Raw genomic sequence first — 23,279 nt, 5'->3', positions numbered from 1 at the left:
TCACCCTGTACGAACGCTGAGTTCTTGATTGTCCATCTTATCACGCAGCTGTGCACTTTATAGACTAGCCTCAACAAAACGCATTCCATTGAGGAGCACACCATGTCTGTTAAAGCCATTGCCGTTAATCCAGCGAACCCTGCTGTTTTTATTGAAATCACCCCGCCGATGCCGCAACCCAGCGAGCACGATCTGCTGGTGGAGGTGAAAGCCGTCTCCATAAACCCTGTAGACACCAAGGTGCATGCAGGCATTGCCAAAAATGGGCTGAACGAGCCGCGCGTGCTCGGCTGGGATGCCAGCGGGATCGTCAAAGCCGTGGGGGCTGGCGTGACCGGATTCAAACCGGGTGACGAGGTGTGGTACGCGGGGGATATCACCCGCCCGGGCAGCAACACCACGCATCAGCTGATCGATGCGCGGATTGTCGGGCACAAGCCTACCAGCCTCGGCTGGGCGGCTGCCGCTGCACTGCCCTTAACCGCGCTCACCGCGTGGGAAGGCCTGTTTGAACGGCTGAACATTCAGGATGCAGGAGCGGACAAAACACTGCTGATCATTGGCGGCGCGGGCGGGGTGGGATCGCTGGCGATCCCCTTTGCGAAACACAACAGCAAGGTGAAAATCATCGCAACCGCTTCGCGAGAAGATTCCGCCAAGTGGTGTCGCGATCGCGGGGCTGACGTTGTCGTCAACTACCGCGACCTGAAAGGAGAGCTGGCGAAACAGGGGCTGACCTTTGTGGATTACATTTTCATCCTCAACGACACCGACGGGCACTGGGATGCGGTCAGCGACCTGATTGCGCCGCAGGGGCATATTTGTTCCATCGTCGAGAACGCGCATCCGCTGAACCAGGACAAGCTAAAGTCCAAATCCGCCGCCCTGCACTGGGAATTTATGTATACCCGCAGCATGTATCAGACGGCGGATATGGCGCGTCAGGGAGAGATCTTAGACGAGGTCGCGAAGCTGGTGGATAACGGCGTGGTGGAAAGCTCGCTGAGTGAAACGCTGCACGGGCTGAGCGTGGAAAGCATTACCGAGGCGCACCGCAAAGTGCTGGAGGGGCATATGCGTGGGAAAGTGGTGGTTGAGTTCTGAGTGGTTTGATGCCCTCACCCTGCCCTCTCCCCACGGGGAGAGGGAGGTTAACGCTTACCCCTGCTCCCCCATCATCTCCTTCACCAGCTCGACGCAGCGCAGGAAACGGGAGTCGTAGTCCGACTCTTCCACATGCACAAACTCAACGTTGTTTTCGTTGAGCATCTCCACCAGCATGGACTGGAATTCCCGCCTGTCCACGGAGCTGCCGAGGCTGCGCATGCCGTCGGCCACCCACGGGGTGTTGTTTTCCAGCAGGATCACCAGGTCAAAGCGGTATTCGTCAATCAGCGCCTGCACGAACGGGTGCTCACGCCCTTCGTACTTTTTACAGAACGCCTGCGTGGTCACGAAATCGGTATCGATAAACGCCACTTTGTTGGCATATTTCACGGCAAAATCAATGTACTGGGCATGTCCGAGCGCAATTTTGTCGTAGTCGGAATACTGCAGTGCCATCTCGTCACCACCGAGGTGCGAGAAGACATAATCGCGGCCGTACTCCCACGCGCTGGTGGTGTTGAAGATGTTCGCCAGCTTATTGACCAGCGTTGATTTGCCGCTCGACTCGCCGCCCAGAATCGCCACCGTACGCACAAAGAACGGCTTAACTTCGGTTGGAATGTAATCCCAGTAGCGGAACGGATTTTCGCGGATCTGCGCCCCGCTGATGTTCATAAAGGTGCGTTTCGGATCGATCAGCACCGTCTCGATGCCCAGATGCTCGCGGAACTGCGGCGCATCGGACTCTTCAGAGGTGTAGATCCAGTTCGGCGCAATCCCCTTGTCTTCCATAAAGGTTTTTACACCGTTGCTCCACACGTCCCAGCCGTGCGGATACGGCTCCATGCCCTCTTCGTTAAAGGCATGAATACGAATGTTTTTCTGATACTTAAAGGTCTGAAGCAGCCAGCGCAGGCGGTCTGACACAGTGGGCTGCTGCGACATGGCGCTGTCTTCGAACAGCTGACGGTCACGGGTTTCATCGTAGCCCATGATGATGTGCAGCTCGTCCACCTGGCTACAGGCGCGCTGGATCAGATAGATATGCCCGGTATGCAGCGGGTAAAACTTGCCGAACACCACGCCGATGTTCTTTTGCATACGCGGGAATTCCAGCCCCAGAAAGCGGTGCAGCGCTTCGAGCTTCTGCGCGCTGGGGCTTTTGATTTTGGCGTTCAGCAGCTGGCTCAGGTAGCCTTTGGTCATGCCGCTGGCGTCCGCCACCTGCTGCAGAGTGCAGCCCTTCTGGCGGATCGCGGTCTTGATGTAGTCAAATGATGACATAAATTACGGTGCCTCCTGCAAAATCGAATACGTAATTATAAGTCGTCAAAGACATTTAACGCATCTGCGAGTTTTTTCACGCCAAATACCTGCATCCCTTCCGGGATTTTTTTCGGCACGTTGGCGGCGGGAACGATCGCCCGGCGGAAGCCGTGTTTTGCCGCCTCGGAGATACGCTCCTGACCGCTGGGCACCGGACGGATTTCCCCGGCGAGGCCCACTTCGCCGAAGACGACCAGATCCTGCGGCAGCGGTCTGTCGCGCAGGCTGGAGACCATTGCCAGCAGCAGCGCCAGGTCTGCGCTGGTCTCAGTAACTTTGACACCGCCGACCACGTTCACGAAAACGTCCTGATCCGCCATCTGCAGCCCGCCGTGACGGTGCAGTACCGCCAGCAGGATCGCCAGACGGTTTTGTTCCAGACCGACCGCCACGCGCCGCGGGTTGCCCATCATCGACACGTCCACCAGCGCCTGAATTTCGACAAGCAGAGGACGCGTGCCTTCCCACAGCACCATCACCGAGCTGCCGGAGGTGATCTCATCGCCACGGCTCAGGAAGATGGCCGACGGGTTGCTGACTTCGCGCAGCCCCTGTTCGGTCATGGCAAACACGCCCAGTTCGTTCACCGCCCCAAAGCGGTTTTTATGGCTGCGCAGGGTACGGAAGCGGGAATCCGCGTCGCCGTCGAGCATCACAGAGCAGTCGATACAGTGCTCAAGCACCTTCGGCCCGGCCAGCGAGCCGTCTTTGGTCACGTGGCCAACCATCACAATCGCCACGCCGCGCGTTTTGGCAAAGCGCGTCAGGTATGCCGCGGTTTCACGCACCTGCGCGACGCTGCCCGGCGAGGACTGAATGTCCGCCATGTGCATCACCTGGATGGAGTCGATCACCATCAGCTTCGGCTGCTCTTCTTCGGCGATCATGCAGATCTGCTCGATGCTGGTTTCGGAGAGCATGTTCAGGTTGCCGGTCGGCAGACCCAGGCGGTGCGCGCGCATCGCCACCTGCTGAAGTGACTCTTCGCCCGTGACGTACAGGGTTTTCATCTGTTCGGCGAGCTTGCAGAGCGTTTGCAGCAGCAAGGTCGATTTACCCGCGCCCGGATTACCGCCAATCAGGATGGCGCTGCCCGGCACCACGCCGCCGCCGAGCACGCGGTCAAACTCTTTGAACCCGGTGGAGAAGCGCGGCAGCTCTTCGAGGCTGATGTCCGAGAGTTTTTGCACCTTCGCCACGCCCGCGTTACCGGCATAGCCGCTCAGGCGCTCGTTACGGGCCACGCTCGGCGAAGCCGCCACACCACGCACTTCGGTGATGGTGTTCCAGGCATGACAGGCGCTGCATTGCCCCTGCCAGCGCGGATAATCCGCACCACATTCATTACAGACAAATGCGCGTTTTGGAGCTTTCGCCACGGTTTACCTCGTTATTTCTGATTAAGGCTGCCGGAGAGAATGCAGAACACCCCCATCAGGTCAGCGTGACGGATAGTCACTTCCGTCTTTTCATTCACTTTTGGCTTGGCGTGGTAGGCAATGCCAAGCCCGGCCGCTTTGATCATCGGCAGGTCGTTCGCGCCGTCCCCGATGGCGACGGTCTGGACGACCGGAATTTCATATTTTTCCGCCAGACGCGTCAGCGTATTGGCTTTGTACTGGGCATCCACGATATCGCCGATCACCTGGCCGGTCAGCTTGCCGTCCATGATCTCCAGCTCATTGGCCACCACGGTGGTCAGGTGCAGTTTTTCCCGCAGATAATCCGCGAAGAAGGTGAAGCCACCAGAGGCGATCGCCACTTTCCAGCCGAGAGACTGCAGCTTCAGCACCAACTGCGTTAATCCGGGCATCAGCGGCAGCACGTCGCGCACCTGGCGCAGGATGTTGGCGTCGGCCCCTTTCAGGGTCGCCACGCGCTGGCGCAGGCTGGCGGTGAAATCCAGCTCGCCGCGCATCGCACGTTCGGTGACTTCCGCCACCAGCTCGCCGCTGCCCGCCAGCTTCGCAATCTCATCGATACATTCGATCTGGATCGCCGTAGAGTCCATGTCCATGACCAGCAGACCTGGGGTTTTCAGGTGCGGAATTTTACCGAGCGGCGCGACGTCCAGCCCGGCGTCATGCGCCAGACGCGTTGCGCGCTGCGTCAGGGAGCCCGCCAGGCGGATGACCTGGTAATCTTCCACACACCAGGCGGCGACAATCACCATCGCAGCCCCCAGTTTGCTTTGGTACTGGGTCAGGCGTTGCTTGTCCAGACCGCGTCCGTACAGCAGCCAGCCGCTACGACCGGCGTGGTAATCCAGAGGCATCACCTCATCGCCACTTAAAGAGAGCGGCAATCCTGGCCATAAAGAGACATCCGTTGGCAGGTCGCACCAGGTAATGTTCGGCATTAAAGCTCCTGTAATTTCGTTCGCGCCGGAAGGTTCCAGAGGGAAAATAACGCATGAGGCTACCCTGTAACCATCACTTCTGGCAACATTAAGCCGTAAATTTTCAGCAGGTGGAATATGGCTCGCGCAAAACTGAAATTCCGGCTTCATCGCGCCGTGATTGTCCTGATCTGTCTCGCACTTCTGGTGGCGCTGATGCAAGGGGCATCGTGGTTTAGCCAGAACCATCAACGGCAACGTAACCCGCAGTTTGAAGAGCTGGCCCGCACGCTGGCGCGTCAGGTCACGCTCAACGTTGCCCCCTCAATGCGTACTGAAACGCCGGACGATAAGCGGATAGGCCAGGTTTTACGTCAGCTCACTGAAAACAGTCGTATTCTGGATGCCGGCGTCTATGATGAGCAAGGCAACCTGATTGCCCGCGCGGGCGAGCACGTTAATGTGCGCGACAGGCTGGCGCTGGACGGCAAAAAAGCCGGGGGCTATTTTAACCAGCAGATCGTCGAACCCATTCAGGGCAAGAATGGCCCGCTGGGCTACCTGCGCCTGACGCTCGATACGCATACCCTGCCGACCGAAGCCAAACAGGTCGATAACACCACCAACATTTTGCGTCTGATGCTGCTGCTCTCGCTGGCTATTGGCGTTGTGCTGGCGCGTACCCTGCTTCAGGGCAAGCGTACCCGCTGGCAGCAGTCACCGTTCCTGCTGACCGCCAGCAAGTCGGTTCCCGAAGACGAAGAGAGCGAGAAGAAAGAATAATGATAAAGTAGGCGAATGACTCAGAAAAGGAACTTTGCCATGACGACGTTACGCCTGCTTATCTCTGACTCTTACGATCCCTGGTTTAATCTCGCGGTGGAAGAGTGCATCTTCCGCCAGATGCCCGCCACCCAGCGCGTGCTGTTTCTCTGGCGCAATGCCGATACGGTAGTTATTGGCCGCGCGCAAAACCCGTGGAAAGAGTGCAATACGCGGCGTATGGAAGAGGACAACGTCCGCCTGGCGCGCCGCAGCAGCGGCGGCGGCGCGGTGTTTCACGATCTTGGCAATACCTGCTTTACCTTTATGGCGGGTAAACCGGAGTACGACAAAACCATCTCTACCTCGATTGTGCTCAACGCGCTGAATTCACTCGGCGTGACGGCGGAAGCGTCCGGGCGTAACGATCTGGTGGTGAAAACCCCCGAGGGCGACCGGAAGGTCTCCGGCTCCGCCTACCGCGAAACGATGGATCGCGGCTTCCACCACGGCACTCTGTTGCTGAACGCTGACCTGAGCCGTCTGGCGAACTACCTGAATCCTGATAAGAAAAAGCTCCAGGCTAAAGGGATTACCTCCGTGCGTGGGCGCGTAGCGAATCTGGTAGAACTGTTGCCGGGGATTACGCACGAGCAGATATGCGATGCGATCCGCGAGGCGTTCTTTGCGCACTACGGCGAGCGCGTGGAAGCGGAGGTAATCTCTCCAGATAAAACCCCGGACCTGCCCAACTTTGCTGAAACCTTCGCACGCCAGAGCAGCTGGGAGTGGAACTTCGGCCAGGCGCCTGCGTTTTCCCATCTGCTGGACGAGCGTTTTACCTGGGGCGGCGTGGAGCTGCATTTTGACGTCGAGAAAGGCCATATCACCCGCACGCAGGTGTTTACGGATAGCCTGAACCCGGCACCGCTGGAAGCACTCGCGGCTCGTTTACAGGGCTGTTTGTACCGGGCGGATATGCTGCAGCAGGAATGCGACGCGTTGATTGGGGATTTTCCGGAGCAGGAAAATGAGCTGCGGGAGCTGTCGGCGTGGATTGCACAGGCGGTACGCTAAGTGCGGTTTGGTGCCCTCACCCCGGCCCTCTCCCTGTGGGAGAGGGAGGGAAGAGACAGAATTACTCTTTATCGCCCAGCAGAACAGATTCCAGCGCGATTTTGATCATGTCGTTGAAGGTAGTCTGACGCTCGGCAGCGGTGGTCTGCTCGTGGGTACGGATGTGGTCAGACACGGTGCAGATGGTCAGCGCTTTCGCGCCAAACTCAGCCGCCACACCGTAGATACCGGCCGCTTCCATTTCCACGCCCAGGATGCCGTATTTTTCCATCACGTCGAACATCTCGCCGCCGTCCGGTGCATAGAACAGATCGGCAGAGAAGATGTTACCCACGCGTGCTTCAACGCCCAGCGCTTTCGCCGCGTCAACCGCGTCACGCACCATGCCGAAGTCAGCAATTGCCGCGAAGTCATGATCTTTGAAACGCATACGGTTAACTTTGGAATCGGTGCAGGCACCCATACCGATAACGATGTCGCGCAGCTTAACGTCCATGCGCACCGCGCCGCAGGAGCCCACGCGGATGATTTTCTTCACGCCGAAATCGGTGATCAGCTCTTTGGTGTAGATAGAGCAGGATGGGATACCCATACCGTGGCCCATGACGGAGATTTTGCGGCCTTTATAGGTACCGGTGAAGCCCAGCATGCCGCGAACGTTGTTCACTTCACGCACGTCTTCCAGGAAGGTTTCTGCAATGTGCTTCGCGCGCAGCGGGTCGCCCGGCATCAATACGACGTCAGCGAAATCACCCATTTCTGCATTAATGTGAGGAGTTGCCATCTTCAGTTCCTTTTACATTGTTTATTCTTTTCACCCTCTCCCTGTGGGAGAGGGCCGGGGTGAGGGCATCAGACCGCACCCAACATGATTCAGAACATGGCCTTGCCATATTCCATGTCAGACGTACCAAAGTATTTCGCGATAGTCTGGCCGATGTCCGCGAAGGTTTCACGGTGCCCCAGCGAGCCCGGCTTCACTTTCGGGCCGTACACCAGCACCGGAATGTGCTCACGGGTGTGGTCGGTACCGGTCCAGCTTGGATCGCAGCCGTGGTCCGCGGTCAGGATCAGAATGTCATCTTCCCCCACCAGCTCCATCAGCTCCGGCAAACGGCGGTCAAACAGTTCCAGACCCGCGGCATAGCCCGCGATATCACGACGGTGACCCCAGGAGGAGTCGAAGTCCACGAAGTTGGTGAAAACAATGGTCTTATCACCCGCTTCTTTCATCTCTTTGATAGTGGCATCGAACAGCGCATCCAGACCGGTGGCTTTCACTTTTTTGGTGATACCGCAGTTGGCGTAGATATCCGCAATTTTACCCACGGAAACCACGTGGCCGTCTTTCTCTTCAACCAGCTTCTGCAGCACGGTCGGTGCCGGTGGCTCAACGGCCAAGTCGTGACGGTTACCGGTACGCTGGAAGTTACCCGCTTTGTCGCCGATAAACGGACGCGCGATCACGCGGCCGATGTTGTAGCCACCTTCGGTCAGCTCTTCACGGGCGATTTCGCACAGTTCGTAGAGTTTATCCAGACCATAGGTCTCTTCGTGGCAGGCAATCTGGAACACGGAGTCGGCAGAGGTGTAGAAAATCGGCTTGCCGGTTTTCATGTGCTCTTCGCCCAGCTCGTCCAGAATCACGGTACCGGAAGAGTGGCAGTTGCCGAGGTAGCCAGGCAGATTGGCACGCTTAACCAGCTTATCCAGCAGCTCCTGCGGGAAGCTGTTCTCGTGATCGGAGAAGTAGCCCCAGTCAAACAGAACCGGCACACCGGCGATTTCCCAGTGACCAGACGGAGTATCTTTACCGGAGGAGAGTTCGTGCGCCCAGGCGTAGGCACCCACGACTTCCGCGTTGCCGTCCATACCGGCTGCGATTTTACCGGTAGAGCCTTCGTGCGCTTTCACCAGCCCGAGACGGGTCAGGTTTGGCAGGGTCAGAGGACCTTTACGACCGTTGTCCGCTTCGCCTTTGGCACAGGCTTCCGCGATGTGACCCATGGTATCGGAACCCACGTCACCAAAACGATCTGCATCTTCGGTTGCGCCGATGCCGAATGAGTCCAGCACCATAATAAATGCACGTTTCATAATTGTTCTCCGTACGTAGTGCTTCAAAAAATAGCGATCAGATCAGTATACAGTTATTCAGTGATGCGGCGATAGACAGTCGGTGTGGTTTCCGGTGCTTTATCGTCAAGCGTAATTGCCGCTTTCACCGCTTTTGCCGCATCCTGCCAGCTGGCTTCGTCTTTCGCGTGGATCACCGCCAGCGGACGTTGACCGTCAACGCTGTCGCCCAGACGCGCCATATCGGTAAAGCCGACGCTGTAATCAATGGTGTCCGATGCCTGACGGCGTCCGCCGCCCATCGAGACCACCGCCATGCCGAGCGCGCGGGTGTCCATTGCGGAAACGAAACCTTCGGTATCTGCGTAAACGGCCTTGCTGAGCATCGCGGTTGGCAGGTATTTCGCGTAGTTTTCGACGAAATCGGTCGGGCCTTTCTGCGCCGCAACCATGCGGCCAAAGATCTCCGCCGCTTTGCCGTTGTCCAGCACCGCCTGCAGCTTCGCGCGCGCTTCCGCATCGTCTTTGGCGAGCTTGCCGGAAATCAGCATCTCCACGCACAGCGCCATGGTGACGTCGAACAGGCGCGGGTTACGGTATTCACCCGTCAGGAACTGCACGGCTTCACGCACTTCGACCGCGTTACCGGCGCTGGAGGCCAGCACCTGGTTCATGTCGGTCAGCAGCGCGGTGGTGCGCACGCCTGCGCCGTTGGAGACGCCAACGATCGCTTCGGCAAGCGCAGCAGAAAGCTCATAGGTTGGCATAAACGCGCCGCTGCCCACTTTTACGTCCATCACCAGCGCGTCAAGCCCTTCAGCCAGTTTCTTCGCCAGGATAGAGGCAGTGATCAGCGGGATGGAGTCAACGGTCGCGGTAATATCACGCGTCGCGTAGAAACGCTTGTCTGCCGGAGCAAGAGAGCTGGTCTGGCCGATAATCGCCACACCAACGTCTTTAATAATGTCGCGGAAGCGGCCGTCATCCGGGAAGATATCGAAGCCCGGAATGGCTTCCAGTTTGTCGAGCGTACCGCCGGTATGACCCAGGCCACGCCCGGAGATCATCGGGATGTAACCGCCGCAGGCTGCCACCATTGGGCCGAGCATCAGGGAGGTTACGTCGCCCACGCCGCCAGTGGAGTGTTTATCCACAATAGGGCCGTTGAGGTTGAGGCTTTTCCAGTCCAGAACGGTTCCTGAATCTCGCATCGCCATGGTCAGCGACACGCGCTCAGGCATCGACATATCGTGGAAGAAAATGGTCATCGCCAGAGCCGCAATCTGCCCTTCAGAGACGGTGTTATCACGAATGCCGTTGATAAAGAAGCGGATCTCTTCGTCGCTTAATGCATGACCATCACGTTTTTTACGAATAATTTCTTGTGCGAGAAACACGGTAACCTCCATGCGGAATCGGGGGAGTTGTGGCGGGTGGCGCTACGCTTACCCGCCCTACGATCCTGTAGGCCGGATAAGCGAAGCGTCATCCGGCATTGTCTGGCAATCAGTAGCTGCTTGCACTCTTACCGTCGCCGTGACCCAGCGCTTTCAGCAGGCTTGCCAGCAGGCTGGACGCGCCGAAGCGGTAGTGACGGGAATCCGCCCAGTCGGCACCAAACAGTTCGTCGGCAATCGCCAGGAACTGCTGCGCGTCTTCAGCGGTACGCACACCACCCGCAGGTTTGAAACCAACCGTTTTGGACACGCCCATATCACGAATGACTTCCATCATGATGCGCGCGCTTTCCGGGGTCGCATTCACCGGCACTTTACCGGTAGAGGTTTTAATGAAATCCGCACCAGCTTTGATGGAGATTTCAGACGCCTTACGAATAAGCGCCTCTTCTTTCAGCTCGCCGGTTTCGATGATCACTTTGAGCAGCACGTTTGCCGCCGCACACGCGTCTTTACAGGCTTTCACCAGGTCAAAACCGACCTGCTCGTTGCCCGCGATCAGCGCGCGGTACGGGAACACCACGTCCACTTCGTCTGCACCGTAAGCAATCGCCGCGCGGGTTTCTGCCAGCGCAATCTCGATATCATCGTTGCCATGCGGGAAGTTAGTTACGGTTGCAATGCGCACATCCGGCGTGCCCTGCTCTTTCAGCGTCTTACGGGCAATCGGGATAAAGCGCGGGTAGATACAGATGGCTGCGGTGTTACCCACCGGCGTTTTCGCCTGATGGCACAGGGCGATGACTTTTTCATTGGTGTCGTCATCGTTCAGGGTGGTCAGGTCCATCAGTTTCAACGCGCGCAGGCTGCTTGCAGTTAAATCGGTCATAACATTCTCCAACGGCAGTGCCGTATAAATTTTACCTTGCGGGTCTGTGAGTATTCTAACATTCACCCGCATCCACACTTCGACATTCATCACAGTTAATGAAAACTACATACAAATTTGCATTACTGTAATGAGATCTTCTTCAAATTTTATCGCGCTAACTGCTGACTAAAGCAGCGATACCCCCTGTCGGATCAAAAGCCCCAACAGGCTGGCTTTCTACAATCTGTTCATCATCCGCAGAATACTAAAGGAAGCGCACATGCCCCACTCCAGCCTCGACGCCCTGCAACAACGTTGCCAGCACATTGTGACAAGCCCGGTGTTAACGCCTGAGCAAAAACGTCATTTTCTGGCGCTGGAAGCGGAAAACGATCTGCCCTATCCCGCCCTGCCGCAGGCAGCACGCGCCGCGCTGGACGAGGGTTTTATCTGCGACATGTTCGAAGGCCATGCGCCTTATAAACCGCGCTACGTTCTGCCGGATTATGAAAAATTCCTGGCTAACGGTTCAGAATGGCTGGAGCTGGAAGGGGCGAAAGACTTTGATGACGCCCTCTCGCTGTTAACCATCCTTTATCACCATGTTCCGTCCGTAACATCGATGCCCGTCTATCTGGGCCAGCTGGATGCAATACTGAACCCTTATGTTAGAATTCTAACACAAGAAGAGATCGATAGCCGAATAAAACGTTTCTGGCGCTATCTAGACAGAACCCTGCCGGATGCCTTTATGCACGCCAATATCGGCCCGGCGGATACGCCCGTCACACGCGCCATTCTACGCGCCGATGCAGAGCTGAAGCAGGTTTCGCCGAATCTGACCTTTATCTACGATCCAGATATCACCCCGGACGATTTGCTGCTTGAGGTGGCGAAAAACATATGTGAATGCAGTAAACCGCATGTTTCCAATGGTCCGGTGAATGATAAAATTTTCACAAAAGGTCGCTATGGCGTGGTGAGTTGTTACAACTCTCTGCCGCTTACAGGCGGTGGCAGCACCCTTGTACGCCTTAACCTTAAGGCCATTGCCGAACACAGCGCTTCTGCCGAAGACTTCTTTACCCGCACGCTCCCGCACTACTGCCAGCAGCAAATCGCCATCATCGATGCGCGCTGCGATTTCCTGTATACGCAATCTGGCTTCTTTGAGAATAGCTTCCTGGTGAAAGAGGGGCTGATTAACACCGATCGGTTTGTGCCGATGTTTGGCATGTACGGTCTGGCGGAAGCGGTGAACGTGCTCTGCGAGAAGGAAGGCATCGAGGGGCGTTACGGTAAAGACGAACAGGCTAACGCGCTGGGGTATCGCATCAGCGAGCAGCTCGCGGCATTCGTTGAAAACACGCCGGTGAAGCACGGCTGGAAGCATCGCGCGATGCTGCATGCGCAGTCGGGGATCAGTTCGGACTCGGGCACCACGCCGGGCGCGCGTCTGCCTTACGGCGACGAGCCGGATCCTATCAGCCATCTGCTGGCTGTTGCGCCGCATCACAAACACTATCACGCCGGGATCAGCGATATTCTCACTCTGGAGGAGACGGTCAAACGCAATCCTCAAGCGGTGGTTCAACTTTGTTTGGGCGCGTTCAGGGCCGGTATGCGTGAATTCACCGCTAACGTGGCGGGTAACGATCTGGTGCGCGTCACTGGCTATATGGTGCGATTATCGGATCTGGAGAAATACCGGGAAGCGGGTTCGAGAACCAACACCACGTGGCTGGGGGAAGAAGCCGCACGCAATACCCGTATTCTGGAACGTCAGCCGCGCGTGATAAGCCATGAACAGCAGATGCGCTTTAGTTAGTCAGGTCATTCCTTTTTCCTGCGTGGACGGGCCGGGCAGCCGCCTGGCGCTGTTCCTGCAGGGCTGTAACCTGCGCTGCAAAACCTGCCATAACCCGTGGACGATCGGTCGCTGCAACGACTGCGGCGACTGCGTACTCCACTGTCCGCACGATGCGCTGACCATCCAGGCCGGGCGCGTCTGGTGGCAGGAGAGTGACTGCCACCAGTGTGATACCTGCCTTCACCTGTGCCAGCAGCAGGCAACGCCCATGGCGCACCGCTTCAGCGTAGAAGAGATCCTCACCCGGATCCGCAAATCCGCCCCCTTTATCGAAGGGATCACCGTGAGCGGCGGTGAAGCCACAACGCAACTGCCGTTTTTGATTGCCCTGTTCACCGCGATCAAAGCCGATCCCGCCTTGTGCCACCTGACCTGCCTGGTCGACAGCAACGGTCTGTTAAGCGAAACCGGCTGGCAAAAGCTGCTGCCGGTACTGGATGGCGCGATGCTGGATCTCAAGGCGTGGGGGAACGAGCATCACCGCTTCCTGACCGGGCGCGAAAACCCGCAGATTAAGCAGAGCATCCGCTGGCTGGCAGATCGCCACCGTTTGACGGAACTCCGCTTATTGGTCATCCCAGAGCAATGTGATTATCTGGAACATCTCAAACCGCTGACGACATTTATTCACGGGCTTGGAAATATTCCCTTGCGAATCAACGCATTTCATGCGCACGGCGTTTATGGTGAGGCGGCGTCATGGCGTAGCGCGACGCCGGACGACGTGGAACCGCTGGCTGTGGCGCTGGAAGAACAGCGGATCGCCGTGATCCGCCCGTCGCTCTATCTATAGCGTGATGCCAAATAGCGTACGCGTGTTCTCAAGCAGCGCATCGGCAATCACCGCCGCCGGCTCCGGACGCAGTTCACACAGCGTAGTAAACACACGTGCAGCCTGTTCAGGACGATTAGGCTGCCCCTGAAAACCATTCAGCGGCATATCCGGCGCGTCGGTTTCCAGTAGCAGCGCCGACAGCGGTAGCTGTGCCATTACGTCCCGGGTTTTACTGGCTCGCGGGTAAGTGATAGTTCCACCAACGCCGATTTTATAGCCCAGTTCAATAAAACGCTGCGCCTGCTGCAGGCTGCCGGAGAAACCGTGTACGACGCCCCTGCGCGGCAGATCGATGCGTTTCAGGTGCATCGCGAGCTTATCGTGCGTGCGTCTCGAGTGGAGGATCACCGGCAGATCGTGACGCTTCGCCAACCTGAGCTGCGCGTCGAGGATCGTCTGTTGACGTTGAAAATGCGGATTCTCACGATAAAGATCGAGGCCGATCTCACCGATGGCAACCAGTTTCTTCTCCGCCGTCTGCAAAACAGCGTCCAGCCTGTCGAGATGTTCGTCCAGATGATGTTCGATGACAATAGGATGCAACCCAAGTGCGGCATACAACGCGTCGTGATGGCGGGCGAGATCGAGCACGCGTTCGAAATACGCCGCTTCAATTGCGGGCACAATGATCGCGTCGACGCCCGCCCGTACGGCGCGATCAATGCTCGGCACCTCGTCGCCGGTGAAGGGGGGAAAATCAAAGTGACAATGGGTATCGACAAAGCGGTGCGTCACGCCAGATCCTCGTTATCCAGTGGAACATCGTTCGCCTGGGGAATATCCACCAGCGGCATGGTCAGCGGGTCGTTGGCGACAATCGCTGGCGGGGTGATAATGCGTTTATGCCGATGAAGCGGCGGTTGCTCCGCCAGCATTTTTCCCACCGTCGCCAGGAAGTAACGTCCGCACAGCCGCCCCGTCTTGTAATCCATGCGCAGCGCAGGAATACGGCTGCCAAGCGCCATGCTCAGCAGCGGTTTCGGGGGATAAATTTCGAAGATACGCAGTTTTCCAGGCGGTTTTTCAATGAAACGCTGCATCGCGCCGTAGGTGGTTTCATGCTGCTTCGCGATGTTCACCAGCGGCTGCAGGCTGCTGTCGCCCAGCCAGCGCTCCATGCGTTTGAACCACTGCGGCGTGTAATACATTTGCGACGGTACGGTTCGGATCACCACGATGGTTTTCGCCCCGCGTCGGGCGGCTTCCTGTACCGGCACCGCGTCACTGATCCCACCGTCCAGATAGCTGATGCCATCCAGCAACGCACCGGTTCGATAAAAACCGGGAATCGCGCTGGAGGCGCGGATAATATCCAGCCAGTTCTCTTTCTGCGGCGAAAAGTAACCCGGCGAATAATCATCACCCCGGCTGGCGCACATCCAGAACTCTTTTCCGGCATCAAACAGACGGGCGGCGGTGTCCATCGCCAGCGGCATTTGACTGGACGTGGAATCCAGTAGCCAGTCGAGATCGATCAGGTTCCCGCCGCGTACGAAGCGCACCGGGTTAAAAAATTCTTTTGCCGTGGTGTAGCGCATAATCACTTTGCGCGCATAGCCGGGCTGGTTGCAGACATAAGCGGAGAGGTTCTGTGCCCCGGCAGAGGTACCGAAGTAGAGGTCAAACGGGTTGAACTGCGCGCGCATAAATTCATCCAGCACGCCCGCGGTGAAAATGCCGCGCTGACCGCCACCTTCACAAACCAGTGCAAGTTGACCCGCGCGGAACGGTTTTAACGTCAGCGGCGCAATATTGCCGAGCGTAACGGGAATTCGTTGCCCCACCTCTGCCTTCCTGTTTTCATTATTGTGTTCAGACACAGTAACGCCATCCCATCAGGTTCTCAAACGAGAAAAAGCCAGTCACGAGGACTGGCTTTACTTTGTTTATGAAATATTGCGTTTTGCTAAGGACGGCGTCGACCTGTAAACAGGCTGACCAGGAACAGAATAATACCAACGACGAAGACAATTTTTGCTGCCCATGCCGCTGTACCCGCCAATCCACCAAAGCCCAAAGCGGCGGCAATTAACGCGATAACCAGAAATATAATGCCCCAACGAAACATAAGCCTCTCCTTTACCATAGTTAATGTCGGCCGCTAAACGTGAGCGCTCAGGTCACTCACCGGCGTTTTTCCAGAGTCGTTCTTATTTCGCCCGCAGGCCTCAGCCAGACGGGCGAATGGTGAAGATTTACTTCGCTTTCAGATCGTTTTTAACGCTTTTCACACCATCAATCGCTTTCGCAATAGACTCGGCACGTTCAATTTGTGCCTGGGAATCAACCGTGCCGGAAAGCTGCACCACACCATCTGTGGTTTCCACTTTCACCTTGCGGGAAGGCACGATGTCATCTGCTAACAGTTTAGCTTTGATTTCGCTGGTGGTTGCCGCATCCCCGGCATAACCCTTCACGGAGGTGTCTTTAGCGTCGCGAACGTGCAGCTTATCGCTAACCGATGCGACACCTTCGACACCCTTGGCCACGTTAACAGCCTTTTCGGCCTGGGCCTGGCTTTCCACGAAGCCGCTCAGGGTAACGACTTTCTTGTCGGTCTTAACGGAAATATCGGTGCTCTTGATGGCTTCATCATCCACCAGTGCGGCTTTCACTTTTGCTGTGATGGAGCTGTCATCCATGAAATTACCGACTTTATTCATAGAGCTATCGATTTTTTCCCCTGCGGTGTTGGCAGTGGACTGTGCTTTATCCATGGTGCTGCTTTCCGCCAGGGCAGAACCGCTAACCAGAACGCTACCCAGAGTCACAGCCAGCAGAGTTTTAGAAATCTTAAGTCTTGTCATATTCATCGATGTATTCCTGTGTTTTGCTCGTCATTCGAGCGACAAACGTCCTTTATTACTAGTTTTATATTTCGCGAATAAGCACACGGGTGAAATGGAGAACCTAAAGTCATGCATTGAACAGTTTATTCATCCACGCCCGGTGCTAAACACTGAGTTAAATATAGATCACTCTCACAGTGTCGCTTTCAGAATCGGATAGAAAATGAGCAAAAGGCATGAAATTGCCGTGAATTAAGAACATTCCGCAAGGGATTAATAAGACAGGAATTAAAGAAGAGCACGGCGGTAGCCGTGCTCTGAGAGGGAATTAGTGCTCGCGGGTTTTGCGGAACTGAACGTCAGGATAACGTTCCTGCGTCAGGTTCAGGTTTACCATGGTTGGGGCGATATAGGTCAGGTTATCGCCGCCATCCAGCGCCAGCTGAATCTCATTCTTACGCTTAAATTCTTCGAATTTCTTCACGTCAGAACACTCAACCCAGCGCGCCGTCGCCACGTTTACGGATTCGTAGATCGCTTCCACGTTGTACTCGCTCTTCAGACGCGCAACCACCACGTCGAACTGCAGCACACCGACCGCGCCAACGATCAGGTCGTTGTTCGAAATTGGGCGGAACACCTGCACGGCGCCCTCTTCGGAGAGCTGAACCAGGCCTTTCAGCAACTGTTTTTGCTTTAGCGGGTCGCGCAGGCGAATACGACGGAACAGTTCCGGTGCGAAGTTCGGAATACCGGTGAACTTCATCATTTCGCCCTGGGTGAAGGTATCACCGATCTGGATGGTGCCATGGTTATGCAGACCAATGATATCGCCCGGATAGGCTTCTTCAACGTGCGAACGGTCGCCCGCCATAAAGGTCAGCGCGTCGGAGATCACCACATCTTTCCCGGTACGCACCTGGCGCAGCTTCATGCCCTTCTCATACTTGCCGGACACCACGCGCATAAAGGCCACGCGGTCGCGGTGTTTCGGATCCATGTTGGCCTGAATTTTAAAGACGAAACCGGTGAACTTCTCTTCCTGCGCTTCCACTTCACGCGTGTCGGTTTTACGCGGCATCGGGCGTGGAGCCCACTCCACCAGACCGTCGAGCATATGGTCAACGCCGAAGTTACCCAGCGCGGTACCGAAGAAGACCGGGGTGATTTCACCCGCCAGGAACAGCTCTTTATCGAACTCGTGAGATGCGCCTTTCACCAGTTCCAGCTCGTCGCGCAGCTGAGCGGCCAGCTCTTCGCCGACGGCAGTATCCAGTTCAGGGTTATCCAGGCCTTTGACGATGCGGACGTCCTGAATGGTGTGACCTTTACCGGTCTGATACAGGTAGGTTTCGTCTTTATAGAGGTGGTAAACCCCTTTAAACAGCTTACCGCAGCCGATGGGCCAGGTGATTGGCGCACAGGCGATCTTCAGTTCGCTTTCGACTTCGTCCATCACTTCCATCGGGTCACGGATGTCACGGTCGAGTTTGTTCATGAAGGTGAGGATCGGCGTATCGCGCAGACGGGTGACTTCCATCAGCTTACGGGTACGATCTTCTACCCCTTTCGCGGCGTCGATCACCATTAAACAGCAGTCAACCGCCGTCAGGGTACGGTAAGTATCTTCAGAGAAGTCTTCGTGGCCCGGGGTGTCCAGCAGGTTCACCAGGCAATCGTGATACGGGAACTGCATCACGGAGGTGGTAATCGAAATACCACGCTGCTTTTCCATCTCCATCCAGTCAGATTTTGCGTGCTGGCTGGAGCCACGACCTTTAACGGTACCCGCAGTCTGGATCGCCTGTCCGAACAGCAACACCTTCTCGGTGATGGTCGTTTTACCGGCATCCGGGTGCGAGATAATGGCAAAAGTGCGGCGCTTGGCCACCTCTTGCAGATAAGGAGACAACGTCATAATTAAATCTTCTTTTATAAGCGCGGCATCACGCCACGCATCATGGAATACAAAATTGCGGCTATTTTACCCATCAATAGGGGGCAGGCAATCATTGTTTACACAGGAGCTGCTCCAGTTCGTTCAATGACGTGACGGTCCAGGTCGGCTCGATGCCTTCCGGCTGCATGCGACCATGCGCATTCAACCAGACCGTCGACAGGCCGGAGTTGATGCCGCCAAGAATATCAGACTCTGCGGTATCCCCCACCATCAGGACGCGATCGCGGTCAGGATTGCCAGCCTGCGTCAGCGCGTAGTCAAAAATACGCGGGTCCGGCTTCGGTACGCCCACCTCTTCGGAGATCACCAGCGCGTCGAAATAATCGCGCAGGCCGGTGCGCTCGAGGCGGATCTGCTGCAGGGCGGTAAAACCGTTGGTGATGATCCCCAGTTTTACCTTGCCTTTTAACGCATTAAGCAGAGAAACCGCGCCCGGCAGTGGCGCACAGATATCCGCCATCGCGTTCAGAAACGCCTCGTTCAGCGTCCCCGGACTGACCTTTAAACGTTCCGCCCAGACGTCAAAGCGCTGGTGCTGAAGTTGTAACGCAGTGATGGCACCGTTCTGGTAATCCACCCACAGCGGCTTGTTCACCGCCTGATAGTCCTGAAAATCTTCAGCGGTGAAGGTCACGCTATAGTCGAGAAACATCCGCTGTAGGCCACCGAACGAATCGAACGTAAACAGCGTTTCGTCGGCATCAAAGAAAATCCAGTCCCATTTCATCGTTACAACCTTATTTTTCGTTATCCAATCGGCAGGGCCATTATGATGGCGTCTTCACGTCCCTCTGCGGTGGGGTAGTAGTTACGGCGGATTGTCGCCTCGTTAAAGCCTAAGCTTTCATAGAGCGCGATGGCGGCGACATTCGACGCGCGCACCTCCAGCCACAGGGTGAAAACGTCACGGGTTTCGAGCTCACGGATGAGGTGCTCGAGCAGTTCTCTTCCCAGCCCACGGCGCTGAAACGCGGGATCAACGGCGATGTTAAACAGCGTCGCTTCATCAAGAACAACCTGCGTAATCGCGAAGGCGGCCAGGGTGCCGTCAACGTCCAGGCGGAAGTTGAGGTACCGTTCGCCCTGGTTGCTGGCGAAGGTCTTTTCGCTCCACGGAAAGGCGTGGGCGCGTGTTTCAATCGCAAACGCGGTGGTCAGGTCAGACGTCGTGAGGGAAGAAATCGTGTTCATATTCGCAGATTTGTTGCCATAGCGCGCTTCGCGCTTTTGGGTTGGCTTTCAGTTCGTCCAGCGCTGGCGAGCAGATCTGGCTCCCCTGGAGAGGCATGTCGTTTATCTCCCCGATGCGCCAGCTGTTACAGCGGCTTTCGGGAGGAAGCATCGTGACACGCTCTGGCGTCAGCTGTAAAACCTCGTCGGCCGTCAGCTTCAGGCTGCGAAGGACATCACCGATAAGGGGTTCATTCAGGGCAGGCAGTTCTTCCGCCACCATCACCAGGCGAACGTGCGCAGGGATGGAAATGGCGATTTCGCCCTGCAACGCCGTCGGGCGACGCAAGGCCCACTGGGTGATGCCCAGTTGCTGCAACTGCCAGTCTCGTCGGGATGTCATAGGGAAAACTCCTGTCTCTCAGGCGCGCAAATATAGCAAATGTGTCGAAAGTGCGCCATCTACCTACTATAATCCCCGCCTGAGTTTATTGAGGAACAATTCATGTCTGCATTTACCCCGGCAAGTGAAGTCTTGCTGCGCCACAGTGATGATTTCGAACAAAGCCGTATTCTGTTTGCCGGAGATATGCAGGATGACCTGCCTGCGCGTTTCGACTGTGCTGAAAGCCGTGCCCATACGCAATACTACCACCACTGGCAGGTGCTGAGCCGCCAGATGGGCGAGCGCGCGCGCTTTAGCCTGGTGGCAGAACAGAGCGACGTTGCCGACTGCGACGCGCTGATCTACTACTGGCCGAAGAACAAACCGGAAGCCCAGTTCCAGCTGATGAACCTGCTCTCCCTGCTGCCCGTTGGCTGCGATATTTTCGTGGTCGGTGAAAACCGCAGCGGCGTGCGTAGCGCTGAACAGATGCTGGAAGCGTTCGCACCACTGAATAAAGTCGATAGCGCGCGTCGCTGTGGTCTGTACCATGGCCGTCTGGAAAAACAGGCAACATTTGATGCCGATGCATTCTGGGACGAGTATCAGTTAGACGACTTAACCATCAAAACCCTGCCGGGCGTGTTCAGCCGCGACTATCTGGATGTGGGTAGCAAACTGCTGCTGTCTACCCTGACGCCGCACACCAAAGGCAAAGTGCTGGACGTGGGCTGCGGCGCGGGCGTACTGTCAACAGTGCTTGCCAGCCATTCGCCAAAAGTGCGTTTAACTCTGTGTGATGTCAGCGCCCCGGCGGTAGAAGCCAGCCGCGCAACGCTTGCCGCAAACGGCATTGAAGGGGAAGTGGTTGCCAGCAACGTCTTCTCTGACATTACCGGTCGTTTCGACATGATTATCTCCAACCCGCCGTTCCACGACGGTATGGAAACCAGCCTTGAAGCGGCACAAACGCTGATCCGTGGTGCAACCCGTCACCTTAACAGCGGCGGCGAGCTGCGTATCGTTGCGAACGCCTTCCTGGCGTACCCGAAAGTGCTGGACGAAACCTTTGGCTTCCATGAAGTGATCGCCCAGACTGGTCGCTTCAAAGTCTACCGCACCGTCATGACGCGTCAGGCGAAGAAATAATTCGCCATGCAATGCAGGCCGGATGAGCGCAAGCGCCATCCGGCAAGCAGGCGTCTCAGTTCCGGCCATTTTTGCAGCAATCAATAAAAGGTGCGCACTTTTCAGTTGACGTAAAGCTGAAAACATCTAGAATGCGCCTCCGTGGTTACGATACTTTTACAGTATCGATGGTATGCGAAGGTGGCGGAATTGGTAGACGCGCTAGCTTCAGGTGTTAGTGTCCTTACGGATGTGGGGGTTCGAGTCCCCCCCCTCGCACCATAAATCACGTTGATATTGCTCGCACTGGGCGAAGGTGGCGGAATTGGTAGACGCGCTAGCTTCAGGTGTTAGTGTCCTTACGGATGTGGGGGTTCGAGTCCCCCCCCTCGCACCAACGAGGCGATATCAAAAAGAGTAAGATGACTGTGCGAAGGTGGCGGAATTGGTAGACGCGCTAGCTTCAGGTGTTAGTGTCCTTACGGATGTGGGGGTTCGAGTCCCCCCCCTCGCACCAATTATCTTACGTTCCTCTGAAGTACCTCTTGTTTTTCCTGTTATTTCAAACTCATCAGAATTACCAGTATTCCACTGACCAGCGCAACGCATGAAGGCAGCAGCACAAAGTGCCGTAATTGCTTATGCCAGATCATCCCTGACGTGACTAACAGCCCTGAAGCAATAATGGCTTTCCAGATATCGATGGAGAGGTCGGCAAACAGCAGACCGCCAATAATTGCCCCAGGCAGCAACACCCCCCAACCACTTCCCAGCGCTTTGCTCAACATGGTTTGCCCTTTCGCACCAATAATGATAACCAATATCATATGATAACAATTATCATTTGTCAGCTTTCATCATCAAAATCCATCGACTTTACCTTTCCCATAATGACAGGAAATGTCTAAGGTGATAAATTGCTCACCTGTTAACTCCCTATAAAGATTTTCTGATAATTACTATTCATCTTTTTTTGCTTTTACTATTTTCTAACAACACCTATTCATTTGTTTTAATTAAATATTAATAAAAAAGCATTACTATGACATCACAATCCTGGCGGTCTTTGGTCAACAGCAAATATCAATTATCTTTACGTTTATTTCTCTTTCTGAATGCAGCCTCAGCGGTGTTCTCGGTAACAAACCCGCTCTATTCTGTACGCCTGTTCTCATTCCCCCTGGTGGCTATTTTTATTCTCAGCACGGGATTGTTCGCCTGGCACTGGAAAGAGAGAGCCCGGAAAATCAATATTCCCGTCGTTTCAGCGATCTTCGGTATTTTGTGGGCCTGGCAAATTGTCTCGAAATTTTCGTTAATTACGCACGATCGGGCGACCTATTTAGTCATGGCACTGTTAACGGTGCTTTTTATTGGCTCCCTGGCATTTGCCAGTAATATCAAGGCATTTACCCTTCATTCATTACCCGCCTTTATTGCCTGCCTGTGGTTAGGCAGTCATGAAAGCTGGCTGAGAATGATCTACTCCTTTGCTCTCCCGGTGGCGGCGATTGGCATACATAACATCCTGCAAAAACGTAACGATCGCTTTGCTCAGACGCTTCTTTCCCAACTCCTGGAAGAACGCGAGACGCTTTCCGATCTCAGCATGATGGATCCGCTCACCGGCCTGTATAACCGTCGCGGCCTGCAAAGCCGACTGGAAAACCTGCCGAGAGTCGATAACGGTGAACACTTCGTTCTGCTGCTGGATATCGACCATTTTAAAGCATACAACGACCATTACGGCCACATGATGGGCGACCAGGCGCTGATCCGCGTCTCAGCGGCGATCCGTGATGCCGTACGCTCGCGTGATATCGTCGCGCGCTTTGGCGGTGAGGAGTTTATGGTATTGCTGACGAGCATCTCGCTCGATCATGCCCGCCAGACGGCTGAGCGCATCCGCCAGAAGGTCTACGATTTAAAAATCCCGCATATGTTCAACGAAAGCGTGGCAACAAACGTCACCATCAGTATCGGTATTGCCATCTATGATGACGATGACCCGGAAGGCGCGCTGGAGAAAGCGGATAAAGCCCTCTACGAAGCGAAGCACATGGGGCGTAATAACATCCTGCTCAGCGACGAGTTGCAGACAGCTTAAGCCCGACATCCCACATTCAGGACAAAAGGCTTGCGATCGTTTTTATCTATAGTTAGGATTGGCAATCATTATCATTTAGAT

The 23,279-nt window shown here is 55.8% G+C and carries 23 protein-coding genes and 3 tRNA genes; 10 read left to right on the top strand and 16 right to left on the bottom strand.

The window, feature by feature from the left end; translation table 11 throughout:
• The first annotated feature begins 102 nt into the window (after nt 1–102).
• Complete coding sequence (locus ACOQH0_RS03250; RefSeq protein WP_421511531.1) at nt 103–1,104, top strand: zinc-binding alcohol dehydrogenase family protein; 1,002 nt, start codon at nt 103–105, stop codon at nt 1,102–1,104.
• Between the two features lie 54 nt (nt 1,105–1,158).
• Here ACOQH0_RS03250 and nadR read toward each other — a convergent pair whose 3' ends face one another.
• From nadR to serB, 3 genes are read right to left on the bottom strand one after another with little or no spacing between them, the layout of a single operon-like run.
• Nucleotides 1,159–2,391, bottom strand: a complete 1,233-nt coding sequence (gene nadR / locus ACOQH0_RS03245) for a multifunctional transcriptional regulator/nicotinamide-nucleotide adenylyltransferase/ribosylnicotinamide kinase NadR (protein ID WP_010427112.1) — start codon at nt 2,389–2,391, stop codon at nt 1,159–1,161.
• 35 nt (nt 2,392–2,426) lie between these two features.
• The gene (radA, locus tag ACOQH0_RS03240; RefSeq protein ID WP_014068810.1) at nt 2,427–3,812 is read right to left on the bottom strand and encodes a DNA repair protein RadA; all 1,386 of its coding nucleotides are present in this window, start codon (nt 3,810–3,812) and stop codon (nt 2,427–2,429) included.
• 11 nt (nt 3,813–3,823) lie between these two features.
• Nucleotides 3,824–4,792 carry a phosphoserine phosphatase gene (gene serB, locus ACOQH0_RS03235; RefSeq protein ID WP_025757501.1) on the bottom strand — a complete coding sequence of 323 codons (969 nt, stop codon included), beginning with the start codon at nt 4,790–4,792 and terminating at the stop codon, nt 3,824–3,826.
• Between the two features lie 117 nt (nt 4,793–4,909).
• Here serB and ACOQH0_RS03230 point away from each other — a divergent pair, with 117 nt between their 5' ends.
• Both ACOQH0_RS03230 and lplA read left to right on the top strand, forming a co-directional pair.
• Nucleotides 4,910–5,554: a YtjB family periplasmic protein gene (locus ACOQH0_RS03230; protein ID WP_089599233.1), complete on the top strand. Its 645-nt coding sequence runs from the start codon at nt 4,910–4,912 to the stop codon at nt 5,552–5,554.
• Nucleotides 5,555–5,593: 39 nt separating this feature from the next.
• Complete coding sequence (gene lplA / locus ACOQH0_RS03225; RefSeq protein ID WP_010427120.1) at nt 5,594–6,610, top strand: lipoate--protein ligase LplA; 1,017 nt, start codon at nt 5,594–5,596, stop codon at nt 6,608–6,610.
• Nucleotides 6,611–6,671: 61 nt separating this feature from the next.
• On the opposite strand, the gene deoD is transcribed toward lplA, so the two are convergent.
• The 4 genes from deoD to deoC form a co-directional block, all read right to left on the bottom strand.
• Nucleotides 6,672–7,394, bottom strand: coding sequence for a purine-nucleoside phosphorylase (gene deoD, locus ACOQH0_RS03220; RefSeq protein ID WP_010427122.1), 723 nt, complete (start codon nt 7,392–7,394; stop codon nt 6,672–6,674).
• 89 nt (nt 7,395–7,483) lie between these two features.
• The gene (gene deoB / locus ACOQH0_RS03215) at nt 7,484–8,707 is read right to left on the bottom strand and encodes a phosphopentomutase (RefSeq protein ID WP_120159178.1); all 1,224 of its coding nucleotides are present in this window, start codon (nt 8,705–8,707) and stop codon (nt 7,484–7,486) included.
• A gap of 53 nt (nt 8,708–8,760) precedes the next feature.
• Nucleotides 8,761–10,083 carry a thymidine phosphorylase gene (gene deoA / locus ACOQH0_RS03210; protein WP_042716514.1) on the bottom strand — a complete coding sequence of 441 codons (1,323 nt, stop codon included), beginning with the start codon at nt 10,081–10,083 and terminating at the stop codon, nt 8,761–8,763.
• A 109-nt stretch (nt 10,084–10,192) separates the two neighbouring features.
• A complete protein-coding gene (deoC, locus tag ACOQH0_RS03205) occupies nt 10,193–10,972 on the bottom strand; it encodes a deoxyribose-phosphate aldolase (protein WP_023310320.1) in 780 nt (259 codons plus the stop codon).
• 262 nt (nt 10,973–11,234) lie between these two features.
• Between deoC and ACOQH0_RS03200 the strand changes: the two genes are divergently transcribed.
• Nucleotides 11,235–12,782 carry a YjjI family glycine radical enzyme gene (locus ACOQH0_RS03200; RefSeq protein ID WP_421511530.1) on the top strand — a complete coding sequence of 516 codons (1,548 nt, stop codon included), beginning with the start codon at nt 11,235–11,237 and terminating at the stop codon, nt 12,780–12,782.
• The gene (locus ACOQH0_RS03195) at nt 12,757–13,617 is read left to right on the top strand and encodes a YjjW family glycine radical enzyme activase (RefSeq protein WP_421511528.1); all 861 of its coding nucleotides are present in this window, start codon (nt 12,757–12,759) and stop codon (nt 13,615–13,617) included. The genes ACOQH0_RS03200 and ACOQH0_RS03195 overlap by 26 nt, the downstream gene beginning before the upstream one ends.
• On the opposite strand, the gene ACOQH0_RS03190 is transcribed toward ACOQH0_RS03195, so the two are convergent.
• The 8 genes from ACOQH0_RS03190 to ACOQH0_RS03155 form a co-directional block, all read right to left on the bottom strand.
• Nucleotides 13,612–14,394: a TatD family hydrolase gene (locus tag ACOQH0_RS03190; RefSeq protein ID WP_421511527.1), complete on the bottom strand. Its 783-nt coding sequence runs from the start codon at nt 14,392–14,394 to the stop codon at nt 13,612–13,614. The two genes, ACOQH0_RS03195 and ACOQH0_RS03190, sit on opposite strands and share 6 nt — an antisense overlap.
• Nucleotides 14,391–15,443 (bottom strand): patatin-like phospholipase family protein, encoded by a 1,053-nt coding sequence (locus ACOQH0_RS03185; protein WP_089599239.1) that lies wholly within the window; start codon nt 15,441–15,443, stop codon nt 14,391–14,393. The genes ACOQH0_RS03190 and ACOQH0_RS03185 overlap by 4 nt, the downstream gene beginning before the upstream one ends.
• Before the next feature lie 122 nt (nt 15,444–15,565).
• A complete protein-coding gene (locus ACOQH0_RS03180; protein ID WP_003856556.1) occupies nt 15,566–15,727 on the bottom strand; it encodes a DUF1328 domain-containing protein in 162 nt (53 codons plus the stop codon).
• Between the two features lie 127 nt (nt 15,728–15,854).
• Entirely contained in the window at nt 15,855–16,472 is a 618-nt protein-coding gene (gene osmY, locus ACOQH0_RS03175) for a molecular chaperone OsmY (protein ID WP_108417146.1), read from the bottom strand.
• Nucleotides 16,473–16,776: 304 nt separating this feature from the next.
• Nucleotides 16,777–18,366 carry a peptide chain release factor 3 gene (gene prfC, locus ACOQH0_RS03170; RefSeq protein ID WP_421511526.1) on the bottom strand — a complete coding sequence of 530 codons (1,590 nt, stop codon included), beginning with the start codon at nt 18,364–18,366 and terminating at the stop codon, nt 16,777–16,779.
• 91 nt (nt 18,367–18,457) lie between these two features.
• Complete coding sequence (gene yjjG / locus ACOQH0_RS03165; RefSeq protein WP_421511525.1) at nt 18,458–19,135, bottom strand: pyrimidine 5'-nucleotidase; 678 nt, start codon at nt 19,133–19,135, stop codon at nt 18,458–18,460.
• A 20-nt stretch (nt 19,136–19,155) separates the two neighbouring features.
• The gene (gene rimI, locus ACOQH0_RS03160; RefSeq protein WP_010427144.1) at nt 19,156–19,599 is read right to left on the bottom strand and encodes a ribosomal protein S18-alanine N-acetyltransferase; all 444 of its coding nucleotides are present in this window, start codon (nt 19,597–19,599) and stop codon (nt 19,156–19,158) included.
• A complete protein-coding gene (locus ACOQH0_RS03155) occupies nt 19,568–19,981 on the bottom strand; it encodes a DNA polymerase III subunit psi (RefSeq protein WP_010427146.1) in 414 nt (137 codons plus the stop codon). The genes rimI and ACOQH0_RS03155 overlap by 32 nt, the downstream gene beginning before the upstream one ends.
• 102 nt (nt 19,982–20,083) lie before the next feature.
• Here ACOQH0_RS03155 and rsmC point away from each other — a divergent pair, with 102 nt between their 5' ends.
• From rsmC to ACOQH0_RS03135, 4 genes are all read left to right on the top strand, one after another.
• The gene (gene rsmC, locus ACOQH0_RS03150) at nt 20,084–21,112 is read left to right on the top strand and encodes a 16S rRNA (guanine(1207)-N(2))-methyltransferase RsmC (protein ID WP_421511524.1); all 1,029 of its coding nucleotides are present in this window, start codon (nt 20,084–20,086) and stop codon (nt 21,110–21,112) included.
• Nucleotides 21,113–21,286: 174 nt separating this feature from the next.
• A tRNA-Leu gene (locus ACOQH0_RS03145) sits at nt 21,287–21,373 on the top strand.
• A gap of 28 nt (nt 21,374–21,401) precedes the next feature.
• Nucleotides 21,402–21,488, top strand: a tRNA-Leu gene (locus tag ACOQH0_RS03140).
• 33 nt (nt 21,489–21,521) lie between these two features.
• Nucleotides 21,522–21,608, top strand: a tRNA-Leu gene (locus tag ACOQH0_RS03135).
• Between the two features lie 40 nt (nt 21,609–21,648).
• Here ACOQH0_RS03135 and ACOQH0_RS03130 read toward each other — a convergent pair.
• Complete coding sequence (locus tag ACOQH0_RS03130) at nt 21,649–21,918, bottom strand: DUF1435 domain-containing protein (protein ID WP_421511523.1); 270 nt, start codon at nt 21,916–21,918, stop codon at nt 21,649–21,651.
• Nucleotides 21,919–22,133: 215 nt separating this feature from the next.
• Between ACOQH0_RS03130 and ACOQH0_RS03125 the strand changes: the two genes are divergently transcribed.
• Entirely contained in the window at nt 22,134–23,198 is a 1,065-nt protein-coding gene (locus ACOQH0_RS03125; protein ID WP_421511522.1) for a GGDEF domain-containing protein, read from the top strand.
• Nucleotides 23,199–23,279: the final 81 nt, after the last annotated feature.

This window comes from Enterobacter sp. JS8-1, from assembly GCF_049187015.1.
In the GTDB taxonomy this organism is placed as follows: domain Bacteria; phylum Pseudomonadota; class Gammaproteobacteria; order Enterobacterales; family Enterobacteriaceae; genus Enterobacter; species Enterobacter mori.
This window is presented reverse-complemented; position numbering and strand designations above follow the sequence as displayed.

Coding starts and splice junctions, on each gene's coding strand:
- ACOQH0_RS03250 (WP_421511531.1), top strand. CDS start 103: ATGTCTGTTAAAGCCATTGCCGTTAATCCAGCGAACCCTGCTGTTTTT.
- nadR (WP_010427112.1), bottom strand. CDS start 2,391: ATGTCATCATTTGACTACATCAAGACCGCGATCCGCCAGAAGGGCTGC.
- serB (WP_025757501.1), bottom strand. CDS start 4,792: ATGCCGAACATTACCTGGTGCGACCTGCCAACGGATGTCTCTTTATGG.
- ACOQH0_RS03230 (WP_089599233.1), top strand. CDS start 4,910: ATGGCTCGCGCAAAACTGAAATTCCGGCTTCATCGCGCCGTGATTGTC.
- lplA (WP_010427120.1), top strand. CDS start 5,594: ATGACGACGTTACGCCTGCTTATCTCTGACTCTTACGATCCCTGGTTT.
- deoD (WP_010427122.1), bottom strand. CDS start 7,394: ATGGCAACTCCTCACATTAATGCAGAAATGGGTGATTTCGCTGACGTC.
- deoB (WP_120159178.1), bottom strand. CDS start 8,707: ATGAAACGTGCATTTATTATGGTGCTGGACTCATTCGGCATCGGCGCA.
- deoC (WP_023310320.1), bottom strand. CDS start 10,972: ATGACCGATTTAACTGCAAGCAGCCTGCGCGCGTTGAAACTGATGGAC.
- ACOQH0_RS03200 (WP_421511530.1), top strand. CDS start 11,235: ATGCCCCACTCCAGCCTCGACGCCCTGCAACAACGTTGCCAGCACATT.
- ACOQH0_RS03195 (WP_421511528.1), top strand. CDS start 12,757: ATGAACAGCAGATGCGCTTTAGTTAGTCAGGTCATTCCTTTTTCCTGC.
- ACOQH0_RS03180 (WP_003856556.1), bottom strand. CDS start 15,727: ATGTTTCGTTGGGGCATTATATTTCTGGTTATCGCGTTAATTGCCGCC.
- osmY (WP_108417146.1), bottom strand. CDS start 16,472: ATGAATATGACAAGACTTAAGATTTCTAAAACTCTGCTGGCTGTGACT.
- prfC (WP_421511526.1), bottom strand. CDS start 18,366: ATGACGTTGTCTCCTTATCTGCAAGAGGTGGCCAAGCGCCGCACTTTT.
- yjjG (WP_421511525.1), bottom strand. CDS start 19,135: ATGAAATGGGACTGGATTTTCTTTGATGCCGACGAAACGCTGTTTACG.
- rimI (WP_010427144.1), bottom strand. CDS start 19,599: ATGAACACGATTTCTTCCCTCACGACGTCTGACCTGACCACCGCGTTT.
- ACOQH0_RS03155 (WP_010427146.1), bottom strand. CDS start 19,981: ATGACATCCCGACGAGACTGGCAGTTGCAGCAACTGGGCATCACCCAG.
- rsmC (WP_421511524.1), top strand. CDS start 20,084: ATGTCTGCATTTACCCCGGCAAGTGAAGTCTTGCTGCGCCACAGTGAT.
- ACOQH0_RS03130 (WP_421511523.1), bottom strand. CDS start 21,918: ATGATATTGGTTATCATTATTGGTGCGAAAGGGCAAACCATGTTGAGC.
- ACOQH0_RS03125 (WP_421511522.1), top strand. CDS start 22,134: ATGACATCACAATCCTGGCGGTCTTTGGTCAACAGCAAATATCAATTA.